The sequence below is a fragment of the Myroides phaeus genome, from assembly GCF_900099675.1.
In the GTDB taxonomy this organism is placed as follows: domain Bacteria; phylum Bacteroidota; class Bacteroidia; order Flavobacteriales; family Flavobacteriaceae; genus Flavobacterium; species Flavobacterium phaeum.
On the sequence record NZ_FNDQ01000030.1, the window covers coordinates 13112 to 30195 of the forward strand.

A 17084-nucleotide genomic window follows, 5' to 3' on the forward strand; every position below is an offset into this window, starting at 1 on the left:
TCTAATTTACTTCTATCACACTTCCCTTTTCTTCATCTTTCACTACTGTAAGTGACATCGGTATTCTCTCTTGCAATTCTTCAACGTGAGAAATAATTCCAACTATACGGTTCTCCTTATGTAAATTACTCAATGTTTCAAATACGATATTTACCGAGTCTATATCTTGTGTACCAAACCCTTCATCAATAAAGAAGAAGTTTTTATTAGATTTCGATAAACTTTGTACACTTTCTGCCAAGGCCAAGGCCAAAGAAAGTGACACCTGAAAACTTTGTCCTCCTGATAATGTTTTCACACTCCTTGCTTTCCCATTGTTCAAATAATCAACAATCTCAAAATCATTGCTCTCATTTAATTGCAAACTCAGCTGATTATTAGTCAGACGATGAAAACGGTGATTAGCCATATCACATAAGTTTTTCAAATAAATACCAGAAACGTAATTTACAAAGCCAGCACCTTTAAACATATTGTCAAGTACACTGATATTCTTTAAGCGTTTTTCTACTTTATCGTGTTCTATTAATAAATCTTTCTTCTCGGCTAACTCCTTAGTCAATCGCTCAACCTCACCCTTTAGCTTAGCCGTTGATTCAGTCAATACCTTAACCTCCAATTCAAGTTCTTCAATAACCTCTTGTTGTTTCTCAAATTTCTCTTTATCAAAAGAAACTTTCTCCAACTTCTGTTCTAAAGCAACAACATTGTTTTTAACCACTTCCAGTTTTACCTCAAAAGCTTGAATAGCCTCACGACCACTCTTAACATCCAACTGCGTTTCTAAAATAGCTTTTACCTCATCTAATGTATTTAATCCATTTGCATGAACTAATACCTCTAATTCTTTCTGAAGCTTTTCTTTGCTCACTTTTAGTTCAGCAATTTCCTCTACCAATCCTTTTTGTTCTGATTGAAGAGCTGCTAATTTTGGAGATAACTCTTGAAACTCTTTTGTCAACGAACTATGTTTCTTTTCCGTATTGTCAATTCTCAATTGACGTTGTTCTTCTTCTTGAGTAATTAAACTCTCTTCTAACCCTAAATAAGCTTGTAAGTTTAAACGAACAATTTGAGAACTCTTTGACTGAATCTCACTTTCAAACTTAGCTTTTTCAACCTCTAACTCAGCTAACCTTGTTTTAGCTTGGTCTGCTTTATGTCTTAACTTTTCAACCTCTTTCTGAAGAAGGGTATACTGATTTTCACACACCTCAACTTGTTGTTGAATTGCATTAGCAGTCTCTTTTAATTGAACAAACTGTTCCTTATTACCAACTTCAATTATACTCCAAGTAAACTTACTATGGTGTAATTGTATTGCCTGCTGATTCGCCTGTTCTTTTGCTTTTAACTCCTCTAACTGAGTCAAAAAGAAATTATACTTATCAAACAATGCCACTGCTTTACTTTCGTATACATTCAACCTTGTTTGTTTATCTTTAATATCGCTTAAAGTACGCTCTACATTCGCAATAGCTAACGACACATCATTGCCTTGCAAAACGTGAGGATGCTCTAATGATCCACATAACGGACAAGCTTGTCCATTGTGCAAATCACTTGCATACTGCGTTAATTGTTGCGACACTCTTAAATGTGCTAACTCTTGTTCTGCTTGCTCCTGCTTTTTATTAAATGTATTTCTATAACCACTTATCTCAGCTTGCCAATTATCAATATTCTTTAATTTTAGTTTTTGAATATCTTGTTGTACCTGCTGTAAGTCAGCCGTAGATTTACCTATACTCTGATTTACTTCCTCAAAACTCTTTTTCAATAATTCAAAATCCTTAAACCACCCTTCAATATCCATAATCAAATTACTATCAATTCGATTAGCTTTCGTTTGATTTAGTTCATTCTCTTTTTGCTGTAAGTTAACCTGAGCCTCACTAAAATGTTGATTAACCTCATTGACAAACTTAATTCCCTTCTCAAAGTGTTCTTGATTTTCTGTATTCTTTAGAGAAGCTTCCTTTATTCCCTTGATTAATCCCAGTTCATAACATTCCGCTTTTTGTTGCTCTAACGTAGCAAAATCCAATTGCACCATTTCTAATTCCTTAGAAACCTTTGAAAACATATCTTGCGTTTGAACAACAGAAGTAGTCAGCTTTTCATTCTTTTCTTCCTTAAAAGTTAGCTTAATACTCGTATTCTCAGCATCAGCTAACACCGTAGCAAAGGTTTGTTCAACTAATTCAAAACGCTCAAGCTCTTTTTTCTTTTGTTGAAAACCGGGCAACTGTTCGTTTAAAGTTGCCAATTCCTCTTTCTTTACTACTAAACTTTCAAAGTCTTCTTTTACAGCTTTTAACTGTTGGTAACTTTCATTCTCTATTTTAAAAGAATTAACTGCCTTTTCTAACTTATCTTGTTCATCAACCAATATCTTTTGTTGCTCCTCTATTGTTTCTTGAGTAACCGTAGCAAAACCTTGTAACCTACCTTTAAGCTGATCAAAACTTTCCTTTGTTTGTCCGTAAATCCTCTTAACCCTTGAAGTCAAATCAAAACGATCTAACCCAAAAATCTGTTGCATCATACGCGTACGGTCAGCCCCTTTCAAGTCAATAAACTCTCTGAACTGTCCTTGCGGAATAATAACTGTACGCTTAAAGTTATCGTAGCTCAATCCTACTATTTCATCCATATTCAAATGAGATAAAGGTATCCATTCATCCCCCTCCCACTGATACAATACAGCATCACCGCGTTTCACATCTTCAAATCGCTTAGAATTACGTTTAAACTCTCGTCTAATTCTATACTTTTCATCTGCGAAATTATAAAACTCAAAATCTATCACAGCGTGATCAGACTTTAAATTCATCATATTATAAGCGCGATTATCTCTTGAATTTAATCGTTCGCTTTCTCCATATAATCCAAAAGAGATTGCCTCTAAAATAGATGATTTTCCAGAACCTACCTTCCCGAAAATTCCAAACAATCCAGCCTCAATTAACTGTGTAAAATCGATTACTTGTTTTTCTTGGTAAGAATATAAACCTTCAAGTGTTAATTTAATTGGTATCATCTATTCTTCATTTAAAATTTCATTAAACAAATCCATTATCTCTTCATTAGGCAATTGCCCACTATATCGCTGTTTAAAATAATCAGAAAACAATCCTTTAATATCTTGTTCTAAATTCACTTGATTCACCTCCTTATCTCCAGCTTCCTTATCCATATTCACAATTGGGATGATAGATATAATACCATCGTGTGCTTGGTTTAACCTCTTAATATCATCAGCATTTAGGAACGTATCACTCACCAAGGTTAATTCAACCAATGGCTCAGGATTAGACAATAGCCAAAAGATAGCCTCTTCAATATTTGCAAACTTCACTCGCGAAAGAGGTCTTCCCTTTTGCAAAGGCATTTGTCTGTAAGTAACCGGTTTATTTGCCTCTGCCTCAATTATCATAACGCATTTACGCTGTCCTGCTTCACTAAAACTATAGCCCAACGGACTACCAGAATACACCACAGGACGATCATCTGGTCCTATTTGATGTGCTCTATGAAGGTGGCCTAAAGCAGTATATTGTATTTGCTCTGGAATGATATCACTATAAATCAAATCTGCATTACCAATTTTCAATGGTTTCTCTCCATCTGGTTCCTCTAACATCTCCCCATTTCTATTCATCATATACAAATGAGAAATCAGTAAATTCACCCCTTTCGTCTTACAGTACTTATCAGCCAATGCTTGCCACGTTTCTTGTAAAACACTATTCAATGCCTCCGTTTTATCCTCTACATTCAAAGCCTTTCTCAGCCTTACTTCATTAGCATAAGGCGTATGTATAATACGAATAGGTTGTTTGAAATCTTTCAGTCTTATTTCAATAAATCCAGGTGCCGACTTAGAAACCTTAAAGTGATCTTCTATCGCAAATGGTTTAACCTCAGCATTAGGAAACCCAACAAAGATAATTCCACACTCCCTGGCCAATGGATCTGGTGCATCAATACGTTCAGGACTATCGTGGTTTCCTGCAATAGCAATTACAGGACGCTCTCCATTTTTAGCCAATCGCTTCAATGTTTTATAAAACAAATCAACTGCTTCAATCGGTGGGTTAAACGTGTCAAACAAATCACCAGCCAGTAGAACTAAATCCACTTTCTCTTTATCGGCAATTTTACAAATTTCTTCTAAAACCTCCTTTTGTTCTTCAAGTCTACTATAATTATCTAATCGTTTTCCAAGGTGCCAATCGGCTGTATGTAGTATCTTCAATGCCATCGTATGGTCTATATTTTCTGAATATTCAAAGATAAGGACAAATAATTCGACTCCTAATGAATTTTACTAAATATAGCGTTAATAAACACCTTAAAAGCAACAAATGACAAATTGGCTTTGCGTAATAAAAACGTAGAATCTACAACGATTACCCATTCGTAAACGAGATACATAAATTGTAATACAGTATACTAAAAACAGAAAAAACAATACTATGCACATTGTAATATTAGCATCATCTACCATGCTTACCCCTTCTTATTTTAGTCCACAAAAAAAAGGGCAATGCGATAATTAGCTTATCTCATTGCCCTTGATGTATATATTGATTGTGCGATTTAAATCTCACATCCTTCCGGTCCACAAGCACCTGCGTCTTGATTTCCTTTCATTTCAAATTGTGGTTTACTTTCTTGATAAGCTTGCGTTAATGCTTCAACAAACGCCTCTACTGGTTGCGCTCCAGATACTCCGTATTTTCTGTCTAACACAAAAAATGGAACACCAGACACACCGATAGCTTGTGCTTCTTGAATATCTTTTTGTACCTCAGCTGTTTGCTCTTCTGTTTCCAAAAATGCTTTAACCTCAGCTTTATTCAATCCAACTGTTTCTGCTAACGTTGCTAATACTTCAATATCACCAACATTTTTACCTTCTGTAAAATGGGCTAAAAACAACGCTTCTTCCATCTCGTTCCCTTTACCTGCTTTTTGAGCAAAGTGACTTAAACGGTGCGCTCTAAAAGTATTTACAGGAATAGCAATATCTTGTCTGAATTCAATTCCAACAGCAGAGCCCGCTTGTTGTAAATGAGCTAACATTCCTTCAATTTGCTCCATTGGCATACCTTTTCTGTTTACGAAATACTCTTTAGTAGACATATTAACACCTTCTTCTGGTAATGTTGGATCTAATTGGTAACTCTTCCATTCCACTTGAATCTTATCTTTAAAAGGCAATTGTTCTAATGCACTTTCAAAGTGTTTTTTTCCAACAAAACAAAATGGGCACATAACGTCCGACCATATTTCTACTTTCATATTGTTTCAATTTAATGTGATACTATGTTCTGCAAAAGTGCAGCTTCTCAAAGATACACTTTAAATTACACATCCATTCCTGCTTTAACAAACCTTAAATAAATGTTCTTTCAAAACGATAAGTCTATTTTTTGTATTTTTACCCTTATGGGAAAGTCAATTATATTTATCGGAATTGTCATAGTTATTATCGGACTAATTGTACAATTTACACCATTCAACTTTAATTGGTTTGGCAGACTACCAGGAGATATTCACGTTGAACGCCCTGGCTTCTCTTTCTTTATGCCTATCAGCAGTATGATAATTTTGTCTATTGTAATTAGTGGACTAATTTGGCTTTACAATCGTTTCTTTTCTTAGCGATTACTTTACCCAAGTATCTTTTCCTGCAATAATACCAGAGATCAAAAGGGTAACTGACATAACTAAAAGGAAAATAAAAGACGATGTCCAACTTCCTGAGAAGTCGTAAAAAGCACCAAATAACGGAGGACCACAAGCTGCTATTAAATAACCAAAAGCCTGTGCCATTCCAGATAATTCAGCCGATTGTACTGTACTACGAGTACGCAAGACAAAGAAAAGCATTGATAAACTAAATGCTAATCCACTTCCTGCTCCAATAAGTACACACCACAATACGATGTACTCTGTTTTGAATATAAGAATTCCCCCTATTCCAACAATAAACAACAACCCTACTATCAGTGAAAGCAATTTTTGATTATTCATTTTACTTGCTATAATAGCACCTGCAAATGTCATTGGCAATTGAGCAAACTGAACGTAAGACAATATCCATCCAGAGTCTTCTATTGACATTCCCCACGTTTGCGCTACTTTAGGTAACCAAGCAGCCAAACAATAGAATAATAACGATTGTACTCCCATAAATACAGTTACAGCCCAAGCTAATCCTGATTTATACAAGTTTACCGTATTCTCTTCAATAGGAAAATCTCCCTTAACTGTTTCTTCTTGTTTCTTCTTTAATTGTGGTATCCACACTACAATTGTTACTAAAGATAAAACCAACCAAATACCAATTGATCCTTTCCATCCAAAGTTTGTGATACGCCCTAAGCTAATACTGAACCCCGCCGCTAATGCCGCTGTTAGATTCATAGCAACAGAGTACACCCCCATCATTGTTCCTACTTTATTACTAAAGTTATTTTTAATAAATGCAGGCATTAATACGTTTCCAACTGTAATTGCTGTACCTACTAATGCTGCTCCAAGAAATAGAGAAACAATACTTCCTAAGGGTCTAATGATTAAACCGATGGTCAACAATATAATGGAACCAAGTAATACTAATTCCATTCCGTATTTACGAGATACTTTTGGAACAACACCTGATAACAAGGCAAATGCCATTAAGGGAATTGTAGTAATTAATCCTGCCGCAGTATTTGACAAGGATAAAGCTTTACTTATCTCTGCTACTACTGGACCAACAGAGGTTAGTGGGGCACGTAGATTAGATGCTATAAATATTACACCTAAAAACATCAGTATCTTCTTCATTTTTGAGACATCACCCTGACTTGTTTCTACTTTTGTATTCATTTTATTCTGTGAGTTTTTAAATATGACACAAAATTAAGTGGTTATTTTTAATTATATTCGCCATATATCATAACTAAAACGACAAGTATGGATGGGCATAAATTAGTAGATGAAGTTGGAAAAGACGTTTTTGTGTGGCACGCAAAACAGTGGAAACACACAGATGAATTTCACTCTCACAAAAAAGCACAATTGGTATTTGTAGAAGAAGGATATCAATATCTACATATTGAAGAGAACCACTTCTTACTACCACAAAATCACGTGGCTTGGATACCTTCAAACGCTATTCACAAAACAACCACCTCATCAGAACACGTATCTCTGCGCACGTTATATTTTGACATTGATAACCTTCCTTCTTTCTATGATGAATTGTATTTATTTGCTATTCCTCCTGTACTAAAAGAAATGATACTCTACACAGAAAAATGGTCAATGCTAAAAGAAGAAAACAAGAGTGAGTCCCTCTTTCTAAAAGCGATATTACACGAGTTACCTTCATTTATAGACAACGCTGTACCTTTGCAAACTCCAGTACCCAAGAGTAAGAACTTAATAGATATTGCTGCTTATATACATCAAAATTATCAACATAAAATAAACATTGAAGAAGTAGCGACAATATTTCACTTGAGCATTCGTACGTTAGAACGACAGTTTAAAAAAGAAACAGGTATTAGTATTGCAAAGTATATACAAATGGTCAAAATTATAAAGTCCATTGAGTTACTTAGTGAAGGTGTATTAACCATCAATGAAATCGCTTTTAAAGTAGGCTATAGCAGTGCCCAATCTTACAGCAATGTATTCACAAAATTAATAGGAAGAAGACCAAGTGATTTCTTAAATCAAATTAATAAATAGCTATTTAGCTTTACTGCATAAAAAAAGCCAACCTCTCGGTTGGCTTTATCTTTTATACTAAGTTGATTAGTTTTCTACTGGTAAGAAACTATACTCTTTAGCGTAGTACAACATTTGAGCTTCAAAAGACTCTGGTTGTTTAATTTCGAAATCTATAATCTCTCCTTTATCATTTTTCACAGGAACGATATAAGGATTTACAAATCCTCTATATGGAGCAGAATTAAATTTAGCGTTTCTTGCTAATACTTCTTTGTGAATAGCTTGATCAACTTTCACTCCGTAGTTTTCAACTAAAGCTTTTGCTGCATTAAAATCTCCTTCAGATTTGATACGTTGAGTTTCTCTTAATAACTGACCGAATAATTCGTGTAGTTTTTCGTAATCAGTAATATTGAAATATGTTTTACCATCGCGAACAACTTTCTCAATTACGTTGTCTTTTTTACCTTTTTCGAATACCCAAGCACTAACCCATTGACGGTTTCTCATATGAGCTTCCTCAATATCAGCACCTGGTTCTAAACGCACTAATTGTAACATTAATCCGTTTCTGATATATCCATCATAAGCTGCTTTTCCTACTGCTTTCCAATCATCTACTAATCCTAATTCTTGTAATTTAGGGTTGTATAAGTAAAATAGTCCTACTAAGTCAGCACGTCCTTCTTCTAATGTAGAAGCATAGCTTTTTAAAGTAACTTGTGGTTGCCCAACACCAGGGTTAATTTGCCCAGATGCGTGTCCGATAACTTCGTGTAAAGCTGTATGTAATTTATCCGCTAATTCACCATATTTTTCCTCCAATTGGAATTCCTCTTCATCGTGAACAAACTCTTTCAAACGATCAGAACCACTTGCGTGATTGTAAGAATCAATAATATTACCTAATGAAATTGATTTAGATCCGTGTTCTGCTCTAATCCAATCTGCGTTTGGTAAGTTTACTCCGATAGGTGTACTTGGAGATGCATCACCAGATTCAGAAGCAACGATAACAGTTTTGTAAGTTACCCCTACTACACTTTTCTTTTTATGTGCGTCAATTAACGGAGAGTTATCCTCGAACCACTGTGCCTCGTGAGATAAAACTTCCATTTTCTTAGACATATCAAAGTCTTTGATTTGAACAACACTCTCATAAGAACCTTTATGTCCTAATGGGTCATTGTACACTTCAATAAATCCGTTATTATAATCGATATTTCCTTCCGTTGCTTGTACCCACGCAACATTATAATCATCCCAAGATTTTAAATCTCCTGTTTGGTAGAATTTAATCAACAAGCCAATAGCGTCAGCTTGCTTTTGGTTTTCAGCAACAGTCTGTGCTTTTTCTAACCAATAGATAATTTGATCAATAGCAGGACCATACAACCCTCCACTTTTCCAAACTTTCTCAACTAACTTACCGTTCTCTTTTACCAATTTAGAGTTTAAACCGATAGACAAAGGACGATTAGCATCAGGGCTTGTCATATTAGCATAGAAATCCTCTGCTTCTTTAGCTGTAACACCTTCTCCATAGAAGTTTATAGCAGAACCAACCACTAAATCCTTAGAAGCGTCTAAGTTTACTTTCTTGTTATCTACATCATTAAAAAGAATTTCTGCAACACTATTATCTAATGTTGTATTTGTTTCTTTCAATAAAGTATCAAAGTATGCTTTAGCAAATGCAGGTTTAATTTTATCATTTGAGTAATGGTGGTGAATACCGTTAGAGAACCATACTCTTTTTACATAAACCACAAAGTTTTTCCAATCTTCAGTTGTTTTATCTCCTTGGTAGTTTACATAGATATTTTCAAGAGCCTTACGAATCTTTAAGTTATGCTTATAGTTTTGGTCCCACATAATATCGCGACCTACATAACCAGCTTGGCTCAAATAATATACTAATGTTTTTTCTTTTAAAGTCAAGTCATCCCATCCTGGAATTTGATATCTTAAAACCTCAATATCTCCAAACTTGTCTACACTGTATTCAAAGTTCTCCACTTCTTTTGCGTTCTCGTTATTTGTTTTATTCTCTTTATCTTTCCCACAAGAAAGGAACATTGCTGAAGCAAGTGCAATACAAGCAATAGTGTTTAATCTCATAATGTTTCGTTTATTCGTGTTGCAACAAATATATAAAATTCTATACGGAACCCCTATACCTTTTTCCGTTAGAAATTATGAACTACAAAATTTTGAACGTATTTATTTACATAATCATCGAAAAAACACCTTTCTTCTTTCAGATTACTAAATATTATTTACTTGTATTCTTGTGCTTTACTTTTAAAAAAGCTTAATATTTAGAAATTAAAACACCTCAATAGTAGTTATAAAAGTAGCTATAGATAAATGTGCTACCAAAAAAGAGAGCATAATTAGAGATAAGCTTACTTCGTCTTTCATAGTGCTTATTGATTACACAACTACACTTAGACAAAGTATATAAAAACAAAAAAGTAACCCGAAGGCTACTTTTTCTTTACTAAAGGATGATTTAATCCCTTTACATTATTATTAATAACCTCATAGGTTTTTAAATGCTTAAACAATTCTGTCAGGTTTCTAAAACCATAATCACGAGCATCGAAACTTGGATTAAGTTTACGGATATTACCTCCAACTGTTGAGATATAAGCCTCTACTTCTTCGTCAACTGACATATTAAAAGCTTTATCTATCAATCTAAATTCTTTCTTAGTTAACGATTTATTGTCATCATCATCGTTATTATTCGCTTTTTTAGCATTGCCATTACCTCCCTTTTCCTTTTCAGTTTCCTTTGGCATCAGGGTTTCACAATAAGTAAATATCTCACAAGACTGTACAAAGGCATTCGGTGTTTTCTTTTCACCTACTCCCATAACAAATATACCACCTTCTCTAATTCGCTTAGCTAAACCTGTGTAATCACTATCACTCGACACAATACAAAATCCATCAACCGATTTGTTGTGTAGAATATCCATTGCATCAATAATCAGAGAACTATCCGTAGAGTTCTTTCCTGTTGTGTAGTTGAATTTTTGAATAGGCGAAAATGACAGGTCGTTCAGTAGGTCTTTCCAACTCCCCATTTGTGGAGTAGTCCAATCTCCATAAATTCGTCTTATTGTTACTTTTCCATACTTAGACACCTCTTCTAATATTTCTTCCAGTAGTTTTGGTTGCGCATTATCGCCATCTACCAAGATCGCTATATTATTATTTATTTTTTCCATTCGTTAGTTTCTAATTACAAAGTCTCTAAAATACAAAAATCCCATTTAAAATGGGATTTTTATATGCTAATATATTTTTAAATATATCTTTTTGTTGTTGAACACAATACCTTATCAGATTAAAAAAACAAAACTTATGCTATTTTCATAAGTCAATATATAATTATAAAACATTCCCAAAACTTGTAAGACATTGCGTTCCTCTCACAAAAAAATAATTACTTAATCCACTTAACTGTAGTAGGAGCAACATAAGATTTCATCAATACAAGAAGGTCATCAATATTATTTGCAACAACAATCATATCTCTATTTTCCTGTTTTAAAAAACCATTTGCTACCATTGAATCTGCCATTTGCAACAACGGAGTATAGAAGTCATCTATATTTAACAAGGCAACTGGCTTTTTATGCAAGCCTAATTGTGCCCAAGTCAACATCTCAAAAAACTCTTCCAATGTACCATACCCACCTGGCATTGCAATGATACCATCAGACAATTCGTCCATTTTAGCTTTGCGCTCGTGCATTGTTTCTACAATGATTAAGTCCGTTAAACGAGTATGTTCCAACTCTACCTTTTTCAAGAAAGTAGGTAAAACCCCTATTACCTCTCCCCCGTGTTCAAGTGCACCATCTGCTACTGCTCCCATTAAACCGACTCTGGCTCCACCGTAGACCAAGCCTATTTTGTGATTAGCCATTGTTTGTCCCAAACGATAAGCTTCTGCTTTAAACAATGCTTTTGATCCAGAACTCGAACCACAAAAAACTGTATATCTCATATTTATTTTGATTACAAATAAGATTTTAAATACTGAATACCAACAACTTATGTAATATTTAATATTAATTTATTTTTTTTACAAAAAAAGACTGTAACAAATAGTCAAATACTGTTACTATTATGTTAGCAACCCAAATTAAAACAAATAAACTTAACTCAATAACAATTATGAAATTTAAACTAAGCATTTTCCTTTTTTTAACCATGGTGTGCACTACGTTTGCACAACAAAAAGGAAAAGTAACAGGTATCGTTTTCGATAAAACGCTCAATGAAGCAGTTCCTTATGCTACAATTTCTTTGAAAGATGGTGAGGCTATTGTAACAGGTCAAATGACTGCAGAAGACGGAAAGTTTGAGCTATCTGCTCCAATGAAAAAATACACTATTGAAGTACAATTTATTGGCTACAAAACATTTACAAAAGAATTCGAATTAACTGAAGCTATTCAAAACTTTGGATATATTAACCTACAACCTGAAGCGACAACTTTAGAAGGAGTTAATATTGTAGCTGAGCAGTCTACTATTGAACAAAAGATTGACAGAAAAGTAATTAATGTTGGAAAAGACTTAACAACTGTTGGGGCTACTGCATCAGAAATTATGAATAACATCCCTTCTGTTAATGTTGACCAAGATGGTAAAATCTCGCTAAGAGGTAATGAAAATGTACGTATTCTTATTGATGGACGTCCAACAAATATCTCTGCTGATCAACTATTAAAGCAAATTCCTTCTACTTCAATCAAAAGTATTGAGTTAATTACTAACCCAAGTGCTAAGTACAATCCAGAAGGAATGTCTGGTATCATTAATATTGTATTACACAAAAATACAGCTGATGGTTTCAATGGTTCTGTTGACACAGGTTTGACTATTGCTAAAACGCCTAAAACAACAAACTCATTAAACTTAAACTATAGACAAGGGAAATTAAACTTCTTTGGTAATGGGAGTTTCAGCAGTGGAAAATATAAAAATGAAGGAGATATGTTCCGTCACGACATTTCTTCTCCAACAGAGATTAGAATGCGTTCTAAAAACAACTCTTACTTATATAAAGTAGGTGTTGACTACTATATCGATGACAACAATACTTTGTCTTTTTATACAAACCAAAGTAATGGTTCAAATGATTTAGACTTATATACATCTACTGTTTATCCTAAAGGTGATTTTGAAGATATCTTCCAAAAAACTTATTATGATGGATCAAGTAGATATAGTTCATATAACTTAGCTTATAAACATTTATTTGAGAAAAAAGGACACACATTAGACGTTGAAGTTAACTTAAATGATAACAAGCGTACAAATGATGGAGACTACAACACTAAAACTGGTGTAGCTAATAATGTATTCTACCAAGATTTTTCAGTTGATAAGAGTACTATGACAACTGTAAACGTTGACTATGTAAACCCTTTAAACGATCATACAAAACTTGAAGTAGGTGCTGAAGCAAGAATTTCAAGAGCTGAGAATAACTTTAATTCTACTATCGTAGGAAAAGATATTGTTAACAATGATTACAACCAAGATATCTATTCTGCTTACGTTACTTTTGGACAAAACTATGGCAAGTTTAATTACCAAGTTGGAACAAGATTAGAAAGCTATAAAGTAGATTCTAAAACAGCAGGTAAAACAATCTTCAAAGATGATTACGTTACTTTATACCCTTCTGTTTACTTAGGATATAATATGACTGACAATGATATGTTTAACTTGAGCTATAGCCGTCGTGTAGATAGACCAAGTGTTTCTCAAACAAATCCAATCAGACAGTTCTCTACTCCATTAATGTCAATGGTGGGTAATCCAGAACTTAAACCGCAGTTTACAAACTCTATTGAGTTAAACTACACAAGAATGTTTGCTAAACAAAGTAGTATTACTGCTGGAGTTTATTACAGAAACATTAATAAAGAGATCAACCACGTGATCTACAAAGATCCGTTGAATGATAACCCAAATGCTTTATTAATGACGTATGACAACTACAAATCAAATGATGCTTATGGATTTGAGGTTTCTGCGAATATAAAAGTTACACCATGGTGGGATATGCAACCAGCTATTGATTTCTCAAGTATTAAACAAACTGGTGTAGTTTCAGAAATCAAAACAACAACACAAGGAATAGAAACAGAAATGATTATGCGTTCGATTACTGCTAATGCGTTCAATGCACGTTTAAACAGTAACTTTAAAGCAACTAAGAATTTACGTTTCAACTTATTCGGATTCTATAGAGGTGGTGTAGATGGTATTACTTCAGATTCTAAAGAAATGTATAAGATAGACGCTGGAGTAAGATACTCTTTATTAAACAATAAAATGAGCATCAGTGCTCGTGTAAACGATATTTTCAACACAATGAAATATGGTTATAACTCAATCTATCCTTATCCTGCAACAGGAGAATTTAGATGGGAAAGTAGATCATTATACATTGGTGTAAACTATATGTTTGGAGGTGCTAAGAACCGTGCTTTACAAAGAAAGTACAGAGATTCTAACACGAAACAAAGTAGTGGCGGAGGTGGAGGATTATTCTAATCTACAATCCGTCAGACAATTCTTTTTTTGATTATTACTGAAAAAGCTGCTATTTTAAGGATAGCAGCTTTTTTTATTTTGTCAATTAATATTTTAATAGAAATTCTCTTACTTTACTTTGTACCTTTTTTATAACTTCTTCTTTAGATAAAAATAAGTCGTGTATGCCATTCTCAACACAAGCATCTACAACTACATTACTCAATCTATTTCCTACTCGTTTAATATCATTTACATTTAACACAATATCTGATTCAAACACAGTTTCATTCCACTTTTTAGGATTACCGGATTTTGAACTATACAATAGTAATATTGGCAACTCTCCTAAATCTGAAGACTTCTCTAACCTATCTTGTGCTTGTTTCACAGCAAATATCCAAGCATAAAATACAGGAAAAGGCTTAATTGGTTTTAATCGCTTGTCATAATCCCAATTACCTTTATAATCTTTATGTAAGGACTCACCATATATTTCTGGTAATCCATCTATACATCCAAAAGGATTACTGTTCTTTCTATTTTTAGCAAAAAAGCTTACAAACGGTTTCACGTAAAAAGGAATATTGAAATCTAAAAATGGAGAGTTTAAAATCAATCCGTTCAACTTCTCTCTCTTCTTTCCAAATTTAGCGTAATATGTTGCTAAAAGCCCCCCGGTACTATGTCCTAAAAGATAAATTTGAGTCTCTTTATTGTCGTTTAGAATAAAATCTAAACCAAACTCAATATCAGGAAAATACTCGTCTAAGCTTTGACAATAATTGGGGTGTTGATGAGTAAGAAGAGACCTACCACATTTTCTTAAATCAAGAGCATAAAAATTAATTCCTACAGAATTAAAGTATTCCATGATATGCTTTTGAAAGAAATAATCACAAAAACCGTGTATATATAAAACAGATTTATATGCCTCTTTTTTATTGCTTTTCGATTCGATAAGTGTGGTAATAACCCTCCCCTCATAATCGTTTGCAAAAGTATGTTGATGTGTTATATAATCCTGATACGTAAAATGTAAATTCATAATCTAAAAACAAATTGATTATAATAAAGGAGAAAATAAACGAATGAAACTATTTTTCAGTCGATGCCAATTAGAACGCTTATTCCAAAAGCTCAATTCTAATTTAATTGAATCCTTACAATCATTATAAAACATCTGTCTCATCTTATTAGCAAAAGCTTCATCATAAGTAATAACATTGACTTCAAAATTCAAATCAAAACTTCTATGATCTAAATTACAAGTACCTATTGAGCTTACTCCTGAATCTGTCACAAAAGTCTTAGCGTGGATAAATCCTTTTTTATACAAATAAATCTCAACACCATATTCTAAGAGTTCTTGGAAATAAGATTCCGATGCAAGTTTTACAATATGTGAATCTGTAATACCAGGTAATATAATTTTCACCTTTTTACCACTCAAAACAGCCATTTTTATAGCCAACTGTAATGATTCGTCTGGAATATAATATGGAGTTGTTATCAACACCTCACTCTGGGCTGTTTGTATTGCTTTTAAGACACTATAAAGGATAGAAGGCACATCTGAGTCCGGTCCAGAAGAAATCACCTGTACCGGCACATTTCCCGCTACATCCCTTGCTACTTTAGGAAAATACTTTTCATTGAAAGCGATTGACTGCTTACTACAAAAGTTCCAATCTGCTAAAAAGACATATTGTAGCCCATAAGCACCAGGTCCTTCCAAACGAAGATGCGTATCTCTCCAGAAAAACTCATTTAAATCCTTTTTACGGTTGTCATACCTATCGGATATATTTATTCCTCCCGTATAACCAATAAGTCCGTCTATAACGACAATTTTACGGTGATTTCGATAATTAAGTCGATTTGCAAAAGCCAATAGTATAATTTCATTAAAAGGATAAGCTTCTACACCGTTTGCTCTTAAATTACGAGCTATATTTTTTCTTATATCGCGACATCCAAAATCATCATATATAAATCTAACCTCAATCCCCTCCTTTGCCTTTGCTATTAATACCTCTTCTATTTCTCTCCCGATGTCACTATTCTCAAAAATATAATACTCAATATGAATACTTTTTCTTGCTTGCTTTAAGTCTTGTAGTAACCTTGGAAAAAACTCCTCCCCATTTTCCAATATTTCAGCTTTATTGCCAACCAATAAAGGGCCGTCGCCTAATGCGGGATTAGATAACATATTGATGAATGAACGATTTTTATTTACAATTGGATTGCCATTTTCACCTAAATCTAAATGAACTTCTCTCAGGCGCTTTGACAAGCGTTCACTATAGTCGTCATTTACCTTTAACTTTTTAGAATACATCTTTCTCTTTCGATAATTAATCCCAAAAGAAAAATAAAACAGCATCCCAAAAATAGGTACAAAAAAAATAAGAAGTAAATAAGCTAAGGTTTTAGAAATAGAATCTGTATCATATACAATTCGAATAGCTACACCGATAGCAATTAAAAAATATATAATCTCAAGATATATAAACCAATCTGCTTGTATTCTAAAAAACATATCAAATGTATTTATTCAAGAAACTTACCACTATGACATCTGTCAGATAGAGACAAACTTTTAGAGAAGTAATAAATTTAAAAAAATAAAGGATCAAGCACAAAAGTTGGGGAGGAAGTTGTAAAATAATATATTTGCACCATGATGGATAGCAAAGAAATACTAAAACTAATCCTACCTGAGTACTTGGTAGAGCATTTCAATATTACAAAAGTTGAAGAATTAAATAGTCGTT

Annotated in this window: 12 protein-coding genes; 3 read left to right on the top strand and 9 right to left on the bottom strand. The window is 33.5% G+C overall.

The window, feature by feature from the left end:
- Nucleotide 1: 1 nt before the first annotated feature.
- The 3 genes from BLT46_RS11875 to BLT46_RS11885 all read right to left on the bottom strand — a co-directional run bounded on the left by BLT46_RS11875 (nt 2) and on the right by BLT46_RS11885 (nt 5310).
- Entirely contained in the window at nt 2-3043 is a 3042-nt protein-coding gene (locus BLT46_RS11875; protein WP_090410337.1) for an AAA family ATPase, read from the bottom strand.
- Entirely contained in the window at nt 3044-4267 is a 1224-nt protein-coding gene (locus tag BLT46_RS11880; protein WP_090410338.1) for a metallophosphoesterase family protein, read from the bottom strand.
- Nucleotides 4268-4605: 338 nt separating this feature from the next.
- On the bottom strand, nt 4606-5310 hold the full coding sequence (locus BLT46_RS11885) for a DsbA family oxidoreductase (RefSeq protein WP_090410339.1): 705 nt from the start codon (nt 5308-5310) through the stop codon (nt 4606-4608).
- A 147-nt stretch (nt 5311-5457) separates the two neighbouring features.
- Here BLT46_RS11885 and BLT46_RS11890 point away from each other — a divergent pair, with 147 nt between their 5' ends.
- Nucleotides 5458-5673 carry a DUF2905 domain-containing protein gene (locus tag BLT46_RS11890; RefSeq protein ID WP_090410340.1) on the top strand — a complete coding sequence of 72 codons (216 nt, stop codon included), beginning with the start codon at nt 5458-5460 and terminating at the stop codon, nt 5671-5673.
- Between the two features lie 3 nt (nt 5674-5676).
- Here BLT46_RS11890 and BLT46_RS11895 read toward each other — a convergent pair whose 3' ends face one another.
- Nucleotides 5677-6885, bottom strand: coding sequence for a CynX/NimT family MFS transporter (locus BLT46_RS11895; protein WP_090410341.1), 1209 nt, complete (start codon nt 6883-6885; stop codon nt 5677-5679).
- An 87-nt stretch (nt 6886-6972) separates the two neighbouring features.
- Here BLT46_RS11895 and BLT46_RS11900 point away from each other — a divergent pair, with 87 nt between their 5' ends.
- Nucleotides 6973-7752 (top strand): AraC family transcriptional regulator, encoded by a 780-nt coding sequence (locus BLT46_RS11900; protein WP_090410342.1) that lies wholly within the window; start codon nt 6973-6975, stop codon nt 7750-7752.
- A 66-nt stretch (nt 7753-7818) separates the two neighbouring features.
- Here the strand turns inward: BLT46_RS11900 and BLT46_RS11905 are convergent, their stop codons facing one another.
- From BLT46_RS11905 to BLT46_RS11915, 3 genes are all read right to left on the bottom strand, one after another.
- Nucleotides 7819-9855, bottom strand: coding sequence for a dipeptidyl-peptidase 3 family protein (locus BLT46_RS11905; protein ID WP_090410343.1), 2037 nt, complete (start codon nt 9853-9855; stop codon nt 7819-7821).
- Between the two features lie 368 nt (nt 9856-10223).
- Complete coding sequence (locus BLT46_RS11910) at nt 10224-10973, bottom strand: NYN domain-containing protein (protein WP_090410344.1); 750 nt, start codon at nt 10971-10973, stop codon at nt 10224-10226.
- A 218-nt stretch (nt 10974-11191) separates the two neighbouring features.
- The gene (locus tag BLT46_RS11915) at nt 11192-11758 is read right to left on the bottom strand and encodes an LOG family protein (RefSeq protein WP_090410345.1); all 567 of its coding nucleotides are present in this window, start codon (nt 11756-11758) and stop codon (nt 11192-11194) included.
- A gap of 170 nt (nt 11759-11928) precedes the next feature.
- On the opposite strand from BLT46_RS11915, the gene BLT46_RS11920 reads away from it, so the two are divergent.
- Nucleotides 11929-14325, top strand: a complete 2397-nt coding sequence (locus tag BLT46_RS11920; protein ID WP_090410349.1) for a TonB-dependent receptor — start codon at nt 11929-11931, stop codon at nt 14323-14325.
- 85 nt (nt 14326-14410) lie between these two features.
- On the opposite strand, the gene BLT46_RS11925 is transcribed toward BLT46_RS11920, so the two are convergent.
- Nucleotides 14411-15352 carry an alpha/beta hydrolase gene (locus BLT46_RS11925; protein WP_090410346.1) on the bottom strand — a complete coding sequence of 314 codons (942 nt, stop codon included), beginning with the start codon at nt 15350-15352 and terminating at the stop codon, nt 14411-14413.
- 18 nt (nt 15353-15370) lie between these two features.
- Nucleotides 15371-16849 (bottom strand): cardiolipin synthase, encoded by a 1479-nt coding sequence (gene cls, locus BLT46_RS11930; protein ID WP_090410347.1) that lies wholly within the window; start codon nt 16847-16849, stop codon nt 15371-15373.
- Nucleotides 16850-17084 lie beyond the last annotated feature (235 nt).

Excerpts from the sequence above, each read along its gene's own strand:
- cls (WP_090410347.1), bottom strand. The coding sequence starts at position 16,849 with ATGTTTTTTAGAATACAAGCAGATTGGTTTATATATCTTGAGATTATA.
- BLT46_RS11895 (WP_090410341.1), bottom strand. The coding sequence starts at position 6,885 with ATGAATACAAAAGTAGAAACAAGTCAGGGTGATGTCTCAAAAATGAAG.
- BLT46_RS11885 (WP_090410339.1), bottom strand. The coding sequence starts at position 5,310 with ATGAAAGTAGAAATATGGTCGGACGTTATGTGCCCATTTTGTTTTGTT.
- BLT46_RS11890 (WP_090410340.1), top strand. The coding sequence starts at position 5,458 with ATGGGAAAGTCAATTATATTTATCGGAATTGTCATAGTTATTATCGGA.
- BLT46_RS11900 (WP_090410342.1), top strand. The coding sequence starts at position 6,973 with ATGGATGGGCATAAATTAGTAGATGAAGTTGGAAAAGACGTTTTTGTG.
- BLT46_RS11915 (WP_090410345.1), bottom strand. The coding sequence starts at position 11,758 with ATGAGATATACAGTTTTTTGTGGTTCGAGTTCTGGATCAAAAGCATTG.
- BLT46_RS11880 (WP_090410338.1), bottom strand. The coding sequence starts at position 4,267 with ATGGCATTGAAGATACTACATACAGCCGATTGGCACCTTGGAAAACGA.
- BLT46_RS11925 (WP_090410346.1), bottom strand. The coding sequence starts at position 15,352 with ATGAATTTACATTTTACGTATCAGGATTATATAACACATCAACATACT.
- BLT46_RS11875 (WP_090410337.1), bottom strand. The coding sequence starts at position 3,043 with ATGATACCAATTAAATTAACACTTGAAGGTTTATATTCTTACCAAGAA.
- BLT46_RS11910 (WP_090410344.1), bottom strand. The coding sequence starts at position 10,973 with ATGGAAAAAATAAATAATAATATAGCGATCTTGGTAGATGGCGATAAT.
- BLT46_RS11920 (WP_090410349.1), top strand. The coding sequence starts at position 11,929 with ATGAAATTTAAACTAAGCATTTTCCTTTTTTTAACCATGGTGTGCACT.
- BLT46_RS11905 (WP_090410343.1), bottom strand. The coding sequence starts at position 9,855 with ATGAGATTAAACACTATTGCTTGTATTGCACTTGCTTCAGCAATGTTC.